Source organism: Nonlabens arenilitoris, from assembly GCF_002954765.1.
Lineage (GTDB): Bacteria > Bacteroidota > Bacteroidia > Flavobacteriales > Flavobacteriaceae > Nonlabens > Nonlabens arenilitoris.
Genome location: NZ_MTPW01000001.1, coordinates 837,944 through 852,807 on the forward strand (window position 1 = coordinate 837,944; position 14,864 = coordinate 852,807).

Sequence of the window (14,864 nt, forward strand, 5' to 3'; positions counted from 1 at the left end):
TTATTGAAATAAAAAAGGCTAAGAAATCGCCTTGATTAATTTTTTCATGTAATTATTGTTATTGATTTTAGTCATTAAGTTGGTTAGGTTTTCCATTTGGTGTACAAAATCTGCAAGATCTGCAAGTAGTGTTTGGAAATGAGCTACTTCTTTTTCATCACCTTCAATTTTAGTATTGATGAGTTCGTTGAGTAATCGACGAACAGGTTCTAGCTCGCGTCTTTTACGTTCTTCCATAATATTTTGTGCGATGGTATGCACATCATGTATCGCAACAAAAAACTCTTTGCGTTCCCCTAGTACTGTTTCTTTGCGCACCAGTCTCCAGTTAATAAGCTCACGTACGTTTGTGTTCACATTACCTCTAGAGAGTTGTACTTGCTCCATGATCTCGTCAGTACTTAATCCATCTTGAGAAGAAAGTAGTAACGCATGTATTTGCGCCATAGACTTTGAGATTCCCCAAGAACTACCTAGTGAGCCCCAAGCCTGTATAAATTTATATTTCCCTTCTTCTAATTTCATACGACAAATATACACTAATATTTTAAACTTTCAATAATTATTGAAAGTTTAGTTTGAGTAATTTATTTAATGAGTTTTCGTTACTTTTATATGATGCGTATACTATTCATTCTTTTTGTTTTAATCCTAGGTATCTCATGTACTGAAAAGGTAGAAGAACCTGAACCATTGATTGAGATCTATGAGTTAAATAAATGGGTTGAGAGTTACGAATCTGCACCTTTGGATAGTTCTATGATTGCCAAATTCATAGAATCAAAAGTCGATACAACTCGAGTAAGGTATAGTAAAGAATTCGGTACAATTATAAATGGTGGTTTCGCAGCTATGGCTGATGACCTAAAGATTCAACCACTAATAAGCAATTCTAAAATCAAAGGATTTGATTTTAATCATGATATCATAGTGATCGACTCCTCTGCTATCGACAGTCTTTATTCTGAAATCCCTTTTCAAAAAGCAAGACAACTAGCACTAACAATTGACAAGGAAGTTATTTTAAGTTTTTATGAGCGTAGTCATCTTTCTTCATATCGAATAGGTAACGCTATGTTTTTTAATGGCTACAACGACTTATTACTTGAAGAACAAATACCAAAATATCCTTTTTATTTAAAACTTTGTAAAGGTCCAATGGAAAAAGTTTTTACTTTAAAACCCAACCTCAAACAAGACACCGCTTTCTACAACGCTTTCAAAAGAGCAGGAAAGATTATAGCTGAGTAGATGAAAAATATTTCAAAATATATTGTAATTATAATTCTATTTGTACTGCTCTTTTCTTGCAGTAATAAAGAAGAAGAACCTAAACCATTGATTGAGATTTACCAACTCAATAAAAGAATTGCTAGTTACGAAGGAAAAGCTGTCGTTTTCACAAAAGAAATGACCGAAAAAGATTCCGAATTCACTCAGCGTTATCAAGATATAATACGTAGAACGGCAGATGGAAATTGGACACCTAATGGAGGTTTTACAGCTGAATCAGGTGATTTAAAATCAACTCCGATCATATCGAATGAACAAATTCTAGGTTTTGACTTTATTAAGGCAGAATTATTCTTAAAAGAAGAAGCTTGTAATTTACTTTCTGCTCCAAATAAGTTGAAAGACGACCATTCAGATGTTCAATTAGTTATTACGTCTAATAAAGAACCAATAATGTATTTTTATAAAGCAAGTATGATGTCTAGATGGTATATAGGAAATGCTTATTTCACCTCTGGATGTGACATCTTTTATGCCGAGGAAAAAATACCTCAAAAGAAAGATGGTTTTATTGGCCCAACATCTGACAATATTATACCTTCAAAGAGAAATGTTATTCCGATATTCAGAGATTCTGTAAATCATCGCTATTTTGAAAAAATAGTTAACCTCAAACAAGACACCGCATTTTACAATGCTTTTAAAAGAGCCGGAAAGATTATAGCTGAGTAGTATCTTTACAGCATGAATAAGCAGCACATCATCCTATCTACCATCAATTTTGTCAAAGAACAACTCCACAATGCCGAAGGTGGACACGACTGGTTTCACATAGAACGTGTATGGAAAAATGCTAAGCTCATCGCTGCTAGTGAAGAAAACGCAGATTTGTTTATCATAGAATTAGGTGCCCTACTCCACGATATCGCAGATTCTAAATTCCATGATGGAGATGATACGATAGGACCTCAAGTAGCTCGTAAATTTCTAGAAGAACAAAACCTATCTGAAGATATCATTCTACATGTAGAGAATATTATCAAATACATTTCTTTTAAAGGTGGACATCAAGAACAAAAATTTAAAAGTAAAGAGCTGGATATTATTCAAGATGCCGATAGACTTGATGCGCTGGGCGCGATAGGAATTGCACGCACCTTTAATTATGGTGGCTTTAAAAATAGAACAATCTATAATCCAGATATCAAACCAGATTTGAACATGACTGTAGAACAATACAAGAAAAGTACCGCTCCTACACTCAACCATTTCTATGAAAAGCTATTGCTTTTAAAAGACCGCATGAATACCTCAACCGGTAAACAACTAGCACAAGAGCGTCATCAATATATGGAAGGTTTCCTCAATCAGTTCTATGCCGAGTGGAATGGCGAGGCCTAGACCTAATTCTGACTACTAGACTTTTGTAGCTCGCTGGTCTGGCACCATTTTAAATAATACTCATAGATCTCATCTATAGTAGCGCCATTACGCTTCTTCCAGTAAATAGTGATATAAAACCATTGTAATTTATAAACGCCTATTTCTTCATAACGTCTGGCACTAGTTTTTAACCATTTAGGAATCACATAATAGGTTCCGTGATCGTATAATCTATGGATAAGATCATAGTCTTCATAAATGGGAATATCTGTGTTATAACCACCAATTTTTTCATATAACCCTTTAGTAATATATTGTGATTGATCACCACCACGACTGGCACGCCATGAGAATCTAGTAAACCATCCTATAATAATTAACCACCAATTCCAACTCATAAATCGCATACGGAAACAGCCTGCCGGATTTCCCTGAGAAACGGCTTGTATGATATACTTATCATAATCTTGTGGTGGAAAAGAATCTGCATGAAGAAAATAAAGGATTTCACCATTTGCGATTTGCGATCCTGCATGCATTTGTGAACCACGACCTTTTGAGGCTGTATGAAACTGTAGAGATAGTGATGGATACGCTTTCGCGAAAGCGGAAACCTGACCATCTGTATTGTCTATACTATGACCATCTACCACAATGATTTCTATTGTATTGATATCACTTGATTTCTCAACCAAATGCGTCAATAACTGATAAATAGAATGCTCTTCATTAAGAACAGGTATAATAATGCTAATCATACTATAGCTACGATAAGGAAGTAAAAGTGGTTTTTATCTTATTGTTTATTTAAAGACCAATCATAATCCTTGTAAGATATGGAAGCATCTTTTAATATCGCACTATTTGCATATTTATTGATGTATTCGATAATGGTAACACCTGTGTCTGTAAAATCGCTTTTATACCAGTCAAATATTTTACTCAAACGTGGATTTGCCACATCAGACAAATCATTTTTATCTGAGTTAATAAATTCTGCAGCGGCTTTATCCATTAAGGAGTTCAAATTTGCAGCTGTAAACGCAGTGTTTTGAAGTTTAGGACAGGAGAAACTTGCACAGTTAATTGCAAAGTGAATGCGAGGATCACCCATTTTTTGCAATACATTTTTTTCTACCGCAGCAAGAGAATAAGCCTTATCATTAATCATTACATGCTCTACTAGCCATACCTGACCTAGCGGTCCGCTAATGTCTTTAATACTTGCTGGCATATCATTTTCTAAAATTAAATCTACCGTTGCTGCGTTATATAAATTGATATAATAAGCAAACTGTTCATTGATACTAGTCGCCTTAGTAGGTGCGTTAGTATTTAGATATTGCAAGTATTTATTAAGTGCATTGTGATCTTTTTTAAAAGCTTTGTAATCTACAAACCCTTTATCGTCCACATGTTTTTTTAATAGATCATCCCACGGCTGGTGATCTAAAACTGTACTAGTAGCATCTGTAATTTGCTCGCCACTATTTAAGCTGGTATAATTTAAATCCTTTCCTCCTACACAGGAAGAAAGGATAAATAATGATATAATACTGTATATAAATTTCATGATGTTTTACTCTTTAAATGATTGTAATATGTACGATAAAAACTGGAAAGGAGTTTTGATAAGTATGCACAAAAGATGCATAACAACTCTAGATTCTCTCAAAAATAACCAGATTACATCACAAGAACATCACAACACTAGCATAACGTGAACTATATACCAACCATCAGGAAAGTTCTATAATCTCTCGATAAGACTTTGGAAAAGACGCACCATTTTAGGTTCTGCCTCGCCAGCTATAGCAATGATCTCTGCAATATCTACTGCTTTTAAATCATCTGGATCACACTCATCAGTCAGTACTGACACGGCACAAACTGGTAAGTTCAAATGATTTGCAACTATAATTTCTGGTACGGTGCTCATCCCTACGGCATCTGCACCCATAAGTTTCAACATTCTATACTCTGCTCTAGTTTCTAACTGCGGACCTACTACACTGGCATAAACTCCTTTATGCATTTTGGTGCCATGTTCTTGTGCTAGTTCTAGCAATATGTTATTCATGTTTGCATCATATGGTGCACTCATATCGGTAAAACGTTCTCCAAATTCGCTCACGTTCTTAAATGCTAATGGGCTACCACCTTGCAGATTGATGTGATCATCGATAACCATCATATCACCTTTTTTCATATCTAGATTAACGGCGCCAGCAGCATTAGAAACAAGTAAATTTTTAATACCTAAACCATGCATTACTCTTATAGGATAAGTGATGTCTATAAAATCATAACCTTCATAAAGATGAAAACGACCTTGCATAACAACTACTTTTTTACCACCTAAATCACCATAGATCAATTTACCGGTATGAAATTCTACCGTAGCTAGAGGGAACGATGGGATGTTGTTATAATGAGCTACTTTTTGATTTTCTATAGAATCTACTAGTTGTCCTAATCCAGTTCCTAGAACGATTCCTACTTCTGGAGCATCAAATCCTTGATCAATTAAATATTCTATAGAGTCTGAAAGTTGTTTTTTACTAAGCATTGATATGTTTTAAAAAGGGTTGAAATGCTGGAACGTCTTTAATATCTTCATAAAAATCGACATCGTTACGTGGCTCGAGCAATGTGTAATTTAAGTTTTTTAAATCTTTTAAAGTTTGCGCCTGTACTGTTTCTGTTCCCCATTCTTTATTTGAAAAGACATTTGCAGGCACCTGTTTATTAAATCCTAATAAATAATAACCGCCATCCACAGCAGGTCCCATGACGGCATCATGACTGTCTAACAATTCAAATGCTTTATCTAGGTCTTGAGTAGTAAGGTCATACATGTCACTGCCTATAATAACCACTTTATCATGTGTCTTAAATGCTGTGTCAAAAGCATGCTGCATGCGCACACCTAGATCTTCACCTTGCTGAACATGTTTTTGGTAAATCTCATTATCCCAGTCGTCATCTCGATAAAGCTGTTCTGAATACCATACCTGTGGTTGTGCGTTTACAGATTTAGTAATCTCGCGTGTATGACTTAAAAGAAATTTATAAATATCAAAAGCTGCTTGATCACCTACGGTAGCCGCTAGACGACGTTTCCCTTTTCCTAATTCTGGATTACGAGTAAATATGATTAAAGCGTTTGTATTAGACATAGGATTAATTATACATCAAAAATGCGAATCCTTTGTCACAATTATGTTACAGAAATGGCAATTTTAAATTATTTCTTAATGCGCTTCTCGTTTTGCTTTACAAAAGCAGCCCAACCGGTATAACTTTTACCAACTTCTATTCTACCGCTGTTGTAAAAGTGACAAACCGCTGCTGCGAGTCCATCTGTCATGTCTAGATTTTTAGGCATTTCTTTAAAACCTAAAAGGCTTTGAAGCATTTTAGCCACTTGCTCCTTACTTGCTGTTCCTTTACCAGTAATAGATTGTTTGATCTTACGTGGTGCATATTCTGTTACGGGAATATCTCTGGAAAGTCCTGCAGCCATCGCAACGCCTTGGGCACGACCTAATTTGAGCATGGATTGTACATTTTTACCAAAGAAAGGTGCCTCTAGCGCGATTTCATCAGGATGATGCGTATCTATCAGTTCAATAGTACGTTCAAAAATCTTGCGCAATTTCACATAATGATCTGTGTATTTGCGCAAATCCAACTCGTTCATTTGCAGGAAACTCATCTTATTTCCTACTACTTTTATTACCCCAAAACCCATTAAAGCGGTTCCAGGATCTATACCGAGAATGATTTTTTCTGTTGCCAATTGTTGTATTTTTCGGGCTATGACTAGCACCTGGCACAAAGCTAAGCAATTCCTCGCTCCATCTATTAAGATTCTGGTGTTCATTGGCTGTATAACACTGCTCTATTTTCAGTGGACTGACAGACCGTTGAGAATGGATAGCATAGTTTTTTATTTAAAAGAAATTCCATTTTACTCTATCGGATTGATGTTATTGTTAAGCCTTGCAAGCTGGCTGGTGGAAAGTAAAAAATGGCAAGTATTAGTTAAGGATGTTGAAGAAATACGCTTTCGCGAAAGCGTAATACAAAGCCTCACTGCTCAAGCGGCAAGTTTCATCACACCATTAAGAGCAGGCGAATTTGCTTATAAAGCGTTGTTTTATGACCGAGATGATCGAAAAACTATTTTGAGTAGAGTTTTTCTAGGTAATCTATGCCAGATGATCATCACAGTTTTATTAGGTTTAATAGGTCTTATTTTCTTCTTAAAGAATGAAATACGTGACACCTTTTTTTTGATCATACTGACATTAATAGGCTTAAGTACGGTCTTCATTTTGTATGAATGGATAAAACAAAAGTGGCATATTAAAGATGTGGTGAGTCAATTATGGATGAAGACTTTAGTCCTATCGTTACTTAGGTATGTCCTATTTGCCAGTAACTGGTTGATCATTTTACAAATTATAAAAAGTGATGTTGATTTGTATACATGGCTGGATAATATCGCGGTAAATTATCTTGCAGTATCTATAGTACCTATGTTTCAAATTTTTGATATACCTGTAAAATGGGCCGTAGCAGATATAGTTTTTAACGGTGGTATTTTACAATCGCCTATCGTCATCGCAACCACATTAATATGGTTGACAAACACATTATTCCCAACTTTATTGGGCTGTATGTTGATTCCTTTTAAAAATCTTAAACCGATATGATGTTTTTAGTACTAGTCATATCATTAGGATATTTATTTGTAGTTCTAGGACTCGTTTTAGAAGGCTTTACTTATAAGGCAAGACCTCATAGAGCTAGTAAACCTAGTGTGAGTAGCGATTTTGGCTTTAGTGTCATTATCAATTATAGAAATGAGGCTCAAAATCTACCAGCCCTTTTACAAAGCATAACTAATCTTAATTATGATGATGCAAAAACAGAATTCATTTTTATTAATGATGACTCTACTGATAGCAGTTTAAACATACTCGAATCGTTCAAATCTGTTCATGACACAATCTCGATGCACCTTATCAATCGTCAAGTAAAAAGTGCAAGCGCTAAAAAAGATGGCATTACCCAAGCTCTAGAAATTGCAAAACATGAACACATTATTTGTACAGATGCAGATGTTATTCTACCTCAACGATGGTTAATGGCTTATGAAAAACATTATCAACTATTGCCAGATCTTCACTTTATTGCTGGTCCTATAGAAATGATTCATTCAAATGATGTTTTATCTCAACTGCAACACAGTGAGATGGTTGCCTTACAAATGACAACCATAGGTGGTTTTTCAATAAGACAACCTTTTATGTGTAATGGTGCTAACATGTCGTTTACAAAAACCGCTTTTAAAGAGGTAAATGGTTATAAAGGTAATGATCACATATCTAGTGGTGATGACATTTTTTTACTAGAAAAACTGGCTGCAGAAGATGTTTTAAAATGTTCTTATTTAAAATCACAAGATGCTGTCGTAAAGACATTACCTAAATCTAGTTGGAAAGAAATGATCCATCAACGGGTACGATGGTCCCAAAAAGGAAAATCAACAAAGAGCACCTTAAATAAATTAGTGAGTTTTCAAGTTTTAATGATGAACTTACTTTTTATACTTACACCATTTTTATGGTTTTTAAGCAGGCTAAATAACGTTCAATTTTATTCAGTTTTAATCATTAAAATTGTTGTGGACGTCATTGTCATATTTATAGGGAATAGGTTATTTAGTAATAAAAAGTGGCCTATATACTTATTGCCACAGCTAGTCATCTATCCCATTGTAGTGATCTCGATTGCGCTTAAAAGTCTTAGTAAACCTAGTTGGAAAGACCGTCAGGTTGAACTGTAGCTGGTTTTAAAATCACTGGAAGTAAGTATGAAGAATTAACAGGTACGTTTTGTTTGTATGCAGGTTCTATTTTGCAAATGTGTTGTAGTCTCGCTCTTAATAAAGAATCGATTGTTCTTTCTCTTTCATTGACAGCTTCAGACCGCAGCCCCATATAACTAATATTACCTTTTTTATCTACTAATAACTGAACCACCACACTATCTCGCTGGCTTATCTGAAATTGAAGATTATGATTATTTAATTTAATCGCAACTTGTTCTTGTAGTTTTTCAAAAAAACAATTTGCGGCATTATCTAACTCTCCACAACCATCAAATAGCGGATATTTATCAGGTTGAGAAAGGTCTATTTCTTGAAATCTTTTTTGAGCAAGCTGAGAAGCTTCTTGCTTTTTTTGCTCTTCAGTTCGACACGATGCTGTTACAGCACATATCATGATTACCAGTAAGATAGTTAATCGCATCATGGTTGTAAAAGTACCATTTTTCTAATCGTCACCATTCATGAAAATAGCTTGCTTTAAATCTGCCAGTCGCTCTGTGGCTAGAGTTCCATATGGACTTTTCTTACCATGTATTTCTAGGTAGTTTTCATAATACGGTATGATGCTGTTTTTATCTTTAAAATATCGATCTGCGGCGATGGCGAGTTGATAATTGATCATTGCATCATCTGCTCGTTCTTTTTGTGCAGCTTTTAAGGCATAAAATGCGTTTCTTATATCTTCATTACGTGCATGAACCGCTGCAAGCTGCACATATTCTTTATCTAATAAAGGCCTTCTAATAGCAATCGCTTTTTCTATCGCTTCAATAGATTCAGTATAATTTTCAATTCTCATATAGGCCACAGACATATTGAAAAACACAGAGGCTTCTTTATCATTATACTCTTCAACATAGACTTTATAATTTTCAATAGACTTTTCATATTGGCTCGTGCTGTAGTAAGAAAAAGCAAGCCCATTACGATTATACTCTGTATCATTACCAAGTTCAAATAACCTCTCAAATACAGGAATTGCCTTATCGTACCATTTTGAATTCATGTAAGCTTGAGCTAGATAACTATTCATTTTCACATCAGTAGAGTCTGCTGCGATGCCTTGCTTTGCAAATTTAATAGCCATAGAAAACTCACGCTTTTGGATCAAGTTTTTTATTAAATCTAGTCTTGCTGCACGATAATCTTCATTTAATGACAAAGCTTTTTGATAAGCAGGTATAGCATTATCAACCTGATTTAAACCAGACCAAGCTTCTCCTAAGTAGTAATGGAAACTGGCATTTGTAGAATCTCGTTCTATCAGTAATTTAAATACCGGTATAGCATCTACAGACTGCTGACTATTAACTAGTAATTTACCATAATCATACATAGGTTTAATTGCAGTGCTATCTATGGCAAAACCTGCCCTATAGTAAATTATCGCTTTTGCACTATTCCCCAATTGTGTATAAGCCTGCGCCAGTTTAAATTGCTGAATTGCATCAGATGGCGCATTTTGATATGCTGTTATCGCCGCTTTCCAGTTACCTGTTTGAGCTAACGCATCACCTTTATCTAATTGAGCGATAGCAACTACCGAAATTAATAAAGAGACTATGATTAATAAATTATTCTTCATTTTCTAAAATTAGGCAAGGTTATTGAAAGAACCATAGAAATAACATGTATTATGAAAAAACTAGCTTTACTTTTTACACTAGCCGTTGTATTCATTTCTTGTGAAGGTCCACAAGGTCCTCCAGGATTTGATGGACTCGATGGAACAAATATTGTGGCACAATCATTTGAAATCACTACAAACTTTACAGCACCAGATTATGAAGAATTTGTCGTATACCCCAATAATATTGAGGTATTTGATACTGATATGACATTAATTTACATCCTGTGGGACGAAGTTCCAGGTAATAATGGTGGCACGGTAGACGTATGGAGATTATTACCTCAAACAGTCTATACAGATTTTGGTGAATTTCAATATAACTATGATGCAACAAATGGAGATGCAACCATCTTTTTAGACGCTCCTAGCTCATTTGACTTTAACGACTTAGCGCCAGGAGATTTAGATAATCAAACTTTTAGAATTGTAATTCTACCAGTTGACCTTGCTCAAAATCCGCTTTTAGATATCACAGATTACGACTCGGTAATGAATCTTGCCGGTTTGACAACTCAAGACATTATTACTATAGAATAAAATTATCCTGCTCAGGGATTCAAATGTCATCATTTGAGGTGGAGAAGGCGTTATTCTTTTAGAGAGTTTCGCCTTTTCTTTTTTATATAAACTTCTCAATCCATTGTGCCACACCATCTTTTTTGTGATGGTCGGTATGATAGTTTGCAACAGCTTTCACCTCATCTCTTGCATTGTCTACCGCAACGCCGTGCCCTACACCAGCTATCATTTCTACATCATTATAATTATCACCAAAGGCAGCAACATTCTCCACTTTTACTTCCGGGAAACATTCTTTAATTAGTAATTCCAATGCAGATTTTTTAGAAATTTCAAGAGGCGAGATTTCTGTATAGGTATTTTTAGACCTGTATAAGTGCAGTGAGGATGGTAGTTGTTCCGCTTTCGCGAAAGCGGAATCCATAGCACCACTATCGCCCATCAACATTATTTTATGAGCACCGCCTAATTGCTGAGTTTCTTTAAAGTATGCTAAAGTTGTTTCTAGATTTTGAACTTGAGGAGTGACGCGAGTATTATTCACCTCTCGATCTGCCCAGTAATCCATTTGAGGCACAAACCACTCATCATTTCTATACAAACTACAGTGAAGATCGTGTTCTATGGCTATACGAGCTATGTTCTCGATATCAATGTAAGGAATTGTGGTGCTATAAAGCTGTTTTTGTTGATCCAAAACTAGTGCACCATTATAACAGACAATAGGCATTTCTCTTCTTTTTAAAGCATCTTGCAAATAGTACATAGCTTGCGGCATGCGAGCAGAAATAAGTATGACTGGCAATTTATTTGCCTTATCAAAAGCCTGTAAAGTGCGCGCTGATAAAAATCGATTGCTATCTAATAGGGTTCCGTCAATATCTGAGGCAAGAAGTTGTATCATCGTATGTAGTTGAAAAACAAAGGTAAATCGTTCTATTTTAAACATGGTCAAAAAAAAATTGAAATATTTTTCAAAAAGTACTTGTGTTTGTTAAAAGTAAAAGTATATTTGCATCCGCTAACGCAGAAATGTGGAAGCGACGTTCAACAAAGAACACGGTCTGGTAGTTCAGCTGGTTAGAATACATGCCTGTCACGCATGGGGTCGCGGGTTCGAATCCCGTCCAGACCGCTTTTTTTCAACAACTGTTGGAAATAACAATTCAAGTTGTGTGTCCTCTAAAATAATTGAGGACTTGAGAAGGTGTCAACAGACACTTTTTGAGAAGCTTTTCCGAATAGGAGAGGCTTTTTTGTTTTATATATGTTTCATCCGTATAAAATCAACATTCTTCAGACCTAATCATAATGCTAAATTTAATTTATTAACTTAAATTTTAAATATTTATCAATTAACATCATTAAATTAACCCATAATAACCATTAAATTAAATTATTATGAAGAATCCTATTCAGAAAATCTTACTGATATTACTATTTTCTATTTCTTTAACAGCTTGTAGAAATGAAGCAGAAACTGCTGAAGAAAAAGCAGAAGATCTTATCGAGAATGCTGATGAAATGAAAGTGAAAGAGGACAAAATCAAAATAGAAAATGAAGATGGCAGTGAGGCCAAAATAAAATATGATGAAAACGGTGATGTAGAAAAAGTCAAAACCGACAACTAGTAATTCTTATCACACCATTTTGAAAAGCAGCTATCACAGCTGCTTTTTTTTATGAAATAAAACCTAGTTTTACATGACCAACTAACTAGATTGAAAACAAACCGCCTTTTTTTTATAGATGCCGTGCGTGCATTTGCTATAATAATGATGTTGCAAGGTCATTTTATAGACACACTACTTGCGCCAGAATACCGCGATACCGACAGCACTATATTTCAAATATGGAGTTATTTTAGAGGTATTACAGCTCCCACTTTTTTTACTATATCTGGAATAATTTTCACTTATCTGTTGATGAAATCCAAGAAAAAAGGCCAGGCACCAGAACGTATACGCAAGGGATTACTACGTGGATTATTACTTATAGCCATAGGTTATGGTTTAAGGGCTCCGGTTTTTGAATGGATTACTGGCTCTTTTAGAACTTATTTTTTAGTAATTGATGTCTTACAATGTATAGGTCTCTCGATTATTATAACCGTCGGTATTTACTATCTAACGTTTAAAAAATCTTTAATCTTCTCTATTCTCATGCTTATTTTAGGGATTTCTATATTTATTATGGAACCGTGGTATAGGGAATTAGACACTACAGGTATACCATTAGTGTTTGCAAACTATTTAAGCAAGTCTAATGGATCTATCTTTACCATTTTACCATGGCTTGGATACATGTCGATAGGAGCCTTTATTGCGTCTTTATTTTATAGATATGTAGGAAATGAGAAGTTCAAACCCATTTTAGTATCTGGCCTCATCATTATAGGCGCATTATTGATTTATAATTCATCTCAATTTTTAATGTGGATGTATCGATGGAGCGATATAAAAATTCTAAAAGATGTAGCTTATTATAACTACCTATTTACACGTTTAGGCAATGTGCTTATCTTACTAGGTATTTTTTATGCACTAGAACGATTTGTGAAAAACCAAATGATTTTTAAAATAGGACAAAAGACGCTATCAATTTATGTCGTTCACTTTATAATTATTTATGGAAGTCTTACTGGATTAGGATTATCGCAGCTTATCGGCAAAACTTTAAATCCATATCAAGCAGCTGTAGGCGCTATACTTTTTATTATTATAGTATGCCTAATTTCTTTATACGGCATTAAGACCAACGCTTTTATCTACAAAAAACTGAGAGGATTCATAAAGTAGAATCCATTAAAAAAGCCCTTCATTTCTGAAGAGCTTTTTATGTGCGGATGACAGGAATCGAACCTGCACGCCGTGAAGCACTAGATCCTAAGTTTCGAGCCCTATCTGATTTATTACTCATCTTTCTCATAACTAACTTTTTAACCTTATCAAATATACGATAAAACGAACAAATGATACTCACCTTGATACGCACTATGGTAGTTAATTGAACTTCTAGTCCACTACCATTATTAGGTTATAATTCTATTTTCAAACTTTCGTCACCACCCTTTTTAGTAAGGTCTTGTATCTGAATTTCATAGGAGTGGATCAATTTATCTTGCAATTCGATAGTTTTTTCAAGATGCTTAATAGTATCATTTTTATTTGGAGAATTAACTTTATCATTAATATCCCTTAGATGTAACGCTTCCATATGATAAGAAGCTGGAAACATGCCTGCCTCCATATCACTCAAAATTAATTCGTCTAGTGTAATAGTAAAATAAAAAGCTATTTTAACAAGTGTTTCTATTTTAGGAATATTCTTTCCTCGCACATAATGACTTACTACCGCTGCAGAGAGTCCAAACTCTTTAGCAAACGTAGCATGATCCCATTTTTCTTTCCTGATTAAGTAGCTGATATTGTGAGAAATAAAAATATTCATTAAATTTTTTCTATTTTAAATTAAGAAATAATTGTTTTTTAAATAAATGATTGTACTTTTGACCCCAAAGGTAGTGTTAAACATTTTTAAAATGGATAGATTAAACAAAAAATTGACTAGAACGCAAAAATCTTATATCGATATGTTAGAACGATACGAAAATGCTAGAGCAAAAGGTCTTAGAGGTAATTACTTCATAAAGCACACGCTAGTGCCAGAAACTGGTCAAAAGTATAGCAGTATAGATAGAGCTATAAAAAGAGGTAGAGAATTGCGAAATAAAATATAGGCAATACTACGTATTAATTTAAATAATAAAATTATGTGAATATAAAAATAAAGGTGCAGTTGTACCTGCACCTTTAATAAATAAACCACTCGCCAAAGTGGTCCATAAACCGTATACCCACCAAGGTACCAGTAATGCAAATATAGTAAAACTGGAACCGTTTTAAAACCTTTCAGTTAATGCTAAATACACTTGAAACTTCAATCCTTCAAACCGCTATAGCAGCTTTAGATGCTGATGCATTATTACGCCTAAAATCTAATTTAGATAATCATGTGGCGCGTTTGAATCCTACTAAATCCATTCAACAGCTCGATCCTGTTGAAATTATTACATCACCAAAATATAGAGAACAGTTTATCACCCATATAGCAAATGGTGGTGACTGCCAAAACTTTATAGAAACTGTTTGTCAACAATGGAAATAAATCAAACAGATATACTCAAAAAACGAAGG

20 protein-coding genes and 1 tRNA gene are annotated in these 14,864 nt (G+C 34.5%); 11 read left to right on the forward strand and 10 right to left on the reverse strand.

Annotated elements, in window-relative coordinates; genetic code table 11:
- Window positions 1-18: 18 nt before the first annotated feature.
- Entirely contained in the window at window positions 19-525 is a 507-nt protein-coding gene (locus tag BST92_RS03680) for a GbsR/MarR family transcriptional regulator (protein ID WP_036584175.1), read from the reverse strand.
- Between the two features lie 69 nt (window positions 526-594).
- Here BST92_RS03680 and BST92_RS03685 point away from each other — a divergent pair, with 69 nt between their 5' ends.
- The 3 genes from BST92_RS03685 to BST92_RS03695 are packed head-to-tail and all read left to right on the forward strand — an operon-like array spanning window position 595 to window position 2,634.
- Window positions 595-1,251 (forward strand): hypothetical protein, encoded by a 657-nt coding sequence (locus BST92_RS03685; protein WP_170061702.1) that lies wholly within the window; start codon window positions 595-597, stop codon window positions 1,249-1,251.
- Entirely contained in the window at window positions 1,252-1,965 is a 714-nt protein-coding gene (locus tag BST92_RS03690; RefSeq protein ID WP_105070235.1) for a hypothetical protein, read from the forward strand. It begins immediately after the preceding gene.
- Window positions 1,966-1,977: 12 nt separating this feature from the next.
- Window positions 1,978-2,634, forward strand: coding sequence for an HD domain-containing protein (locus BST92_RS03695; protein ID WP_105070236.1), 657 nt, complete (start codon window positions 1,978-1,980; stop codon window positions 2,632-2,634).
- A 2-nt stretch (window positions 2,635-2,636) separates the two neighbouring features.
- Here BST92_RS03695 and BST92_RS03700 read toward each other — a convergent pair whose 3' ends face one another.
- The 5 genes from BST92_RS03700 to ruvC form a co-directional block, all read right to left on the reverse strand.
- Complete coding sequence (locus tag BST92_RS03700; protein WP_105070237.1) at window positions 2,637-3,374, reverse strand: TIGR04283 family arsenosugar biosynthesis glycosyltransferase; 738 nt, start codon at window positions 3,372-3,374, stop codon at window positions 2,637-2,639.
- A gap of 38 nt (window positions 3,375-3,412) precedes the next feature.
- Window positions 3,413-4,189, reverse strand: a complete 777-nt coding sequence (locus tag BST92_RS03705; protein WP_042293332.1) for a DUF547 domain-containing protein — start codon at window positions 4,187-4,189, stop codon at window positions 3,413-3,415.
- Between the two features lie 177 nt (window positions 4,190-4,366).
- Window positions 4,367-5,185, reverse strand: a complete 819-nt coding sequence (locus BST92_RS03710) for a purine-nucleoside phosphorylase (RefSeq protein ID WP_105070238.1) — start codon at window positions 5,183-5,185, stop codon at window positions 4,367-4,369.
- On the reverse strand, window positions 5,178-5,795 hold the full coding sequence (locus BST92_RS03715; RefSeq protein ID WP_105070239.1) for a TIGR04282 family arsenosugar biosynthesis glycosyltransferase: 618 nt from the start codon (window positions 5,793-5,795) through the stop codon (window positions 5,178-5,180). Before BST92_RS03715 ends, BST92_RS03710 begins: the two co-directional genes overlap by 8 nt.
- 68 nt (window positions 5,796-5,863) lie before the next feature.
- Complete coding sequence (gene ruvC / locus BST92_RS03720) at window positions 5,864-6,418, reverse strand: crossover junction endodeoxyribonuclease RuvC (protein WP_036584158.1); 555 nt, start codon at window positions 6,416-6,418, stop codon at window positions 5,864-5,866.
- Between the two features lie 19 nt (window positions 6,419-6,437).
- Between ruvC and BST92_RS03725 the strand changes: the two genes are divergently transcribed.
- Window positions 6,438-7,337, forward strand: coding sequence for a lysylphosphatidylglycerol synthase domain-containing protein (locus BST92_RS03725; protein ID WP_342747828.1), 900 nt, complete (start codon window positions 6,438-6,440; stop codon window positions 7,335-7,337).
- Window positions 7,334-8,473, forward strand: coding sequence for a glycosyltransferase (locus tag BST92_RS03730; protein WP_211292430.1), 1,140 nt, complete (start codon window positions 7,334-7,336; stop codon window positions 8,471-8,473). The genes BST92_RS03725 and BST92_RS03730 overlap by 4 nt, the downstream gene beginning before the upstream one ends.
- Here BST92_RS03730 and BST92_RS03735 read toward each other — a convergent pair.
- Window positions 8,442-8,942, reverse strand: a complete 501-nt coding sequence (locus BST92_RS03735; protein ID WP_105070242.1) for a hypothetical protein — start codon at window positions 8,940-8,942, stop codon at window positions 8,442-8,444. The two genes, BST92_RS03730 and BST92_RS03735, sit on opposite strands and share 32 nt — an antisense overlap.
- A 21-nt stretch (window positions 8,943-8,963) precedes the next feature.
- Window positions 8,964-10,103: a tetratricopeptide repeat protein gene (locus tag BST92_RS03740; RefSeq protein WP_105070243.1), complete on the reverse strand. Its 1,140-nt coding sequence runs from the start codon at window positions 10,101-10,103 to the stop codon at window positions 8,964-8,966.
- Window positions 10,104-10,154: 51 nt separating this feature from the next.
- Between BST92_RS03740 and BST92_RS03745 the strand changes: the two genes are divergently transcribed.
- Window positions 10,155-10,685 carry a dihydrolipoamide dehydrogenase gene (locus BST92_RS03745; protein WP_105070244.1) on the forward strand — a complete coding sequence of 177 codons (531 nt, stop codon included), beginning with the start codon at window positions 10,155-10,157 and terminating at the stop codon, window positions 10,683-10,685.
- Window positions 10,686-10,767: 82 nt separating this feature from the next.
- On the opposite strand, the gene BST92_RS03750 is transcribed toward BST92_RS03745, so the two are convergent.
- Window positions 10,768-11,571, reverse strand: coding sequence for a Cof-type HAD-IIB family hydrolase (locus BST92_RS03750; protein ID WP_170061704.1), 804 nt, complete (start codon window positions 11,569-11,571; stop codon window positions 10,768-10,770).
- A gap of 157 nt (window positions 11,572-11,728) precedes the next feature.
- Between BST92_RS03750 and BST92_RS03755 the strand changes: the two genes are divergently transcribed.
- The 3 genes from BST92_RS03755 to BST92_RS03765 all read left to right on the forward strand — a co-directional run bounded on the left by BST92_RS03755 (window position 11,729) and on the right by BST92_RS03765 (window position 13,466).
- Window positions 11,729-11,802, forward strand: a tRNA-Asp gene (locus tag BST92_RS03755).
- 266 nt (window positions 11,803-12,068) lie between these two features.
- Entirely contained in the window at window positions 12,069-12,299 is a 231-nt protein-coding gene (locus BST92_RS03760) for a hypothetical protein (protein WP_042247335.1), read from the forward strand.
- A 90-nt stretch (window positions 12,300-12,389) separates the two neighbouring features.
- Complete coding sequence (locus tag BST92_RS03765; protein ID WP_105070246.1) at window positions 12,390-13,466, forward strand: heparan-alpha-glucosaminide N-acetyltransferase domain-containing protein; 1,077 nt, start codon at window positions 12,390-12,392, stop codon at window positions 13,464-13,466.
- A gap of 238 nt (window positions 13,467-13,704) precedes the next feature.
- Here BST92_RS03765 and BST92_RS03770 read toward each other — a convergent pair whose 3' ends face one another.
- Window positions 13,705-14,118 carry a helix-turn-helix domain-containing protein gene (locus tag BST92_RS03770; protein ID WP_105070247.1) on the reverse strand — a complete coding sequence of 138 codons (414 nt, stop codon included), beginning with the start codon at window positions 14,116-14,118 and terminating at the stop codon, window positions 13,705-13,707.
- Window positions 14,119-14,209: 91 nt separating this feature from the next.
- Here BST92_RS03770 and BST92_RS03775 point away from each other — a divergent pair, with 91 nt between their 5' ends.
- Window positions 14,210-14,407: a hypothetical protein gene (locus BST92_RS03775; RefSeq protein WP_146105093.1), complete on the forward strand. Its 198-nt coding sequence runs from the start codon at window positions 14,210-14,212 to the stop codon at window positions 14,405-14,407.
- Window positions 14,408-14,586: 179 nt separating this feature from the next.
- Window positions 14,587-14,835 (forward strand): hypothetical protein, encoded by a 249-nt coding sequence (locus BST92_RS03780; protein ID WP_105070249.1) that lies wholly within the window; start codon window positions 14,587-14,589, stop codon window positions 14,833-14,835.
- Window positions 14,836-14,864: the final 29 nt, after the last annotated feature.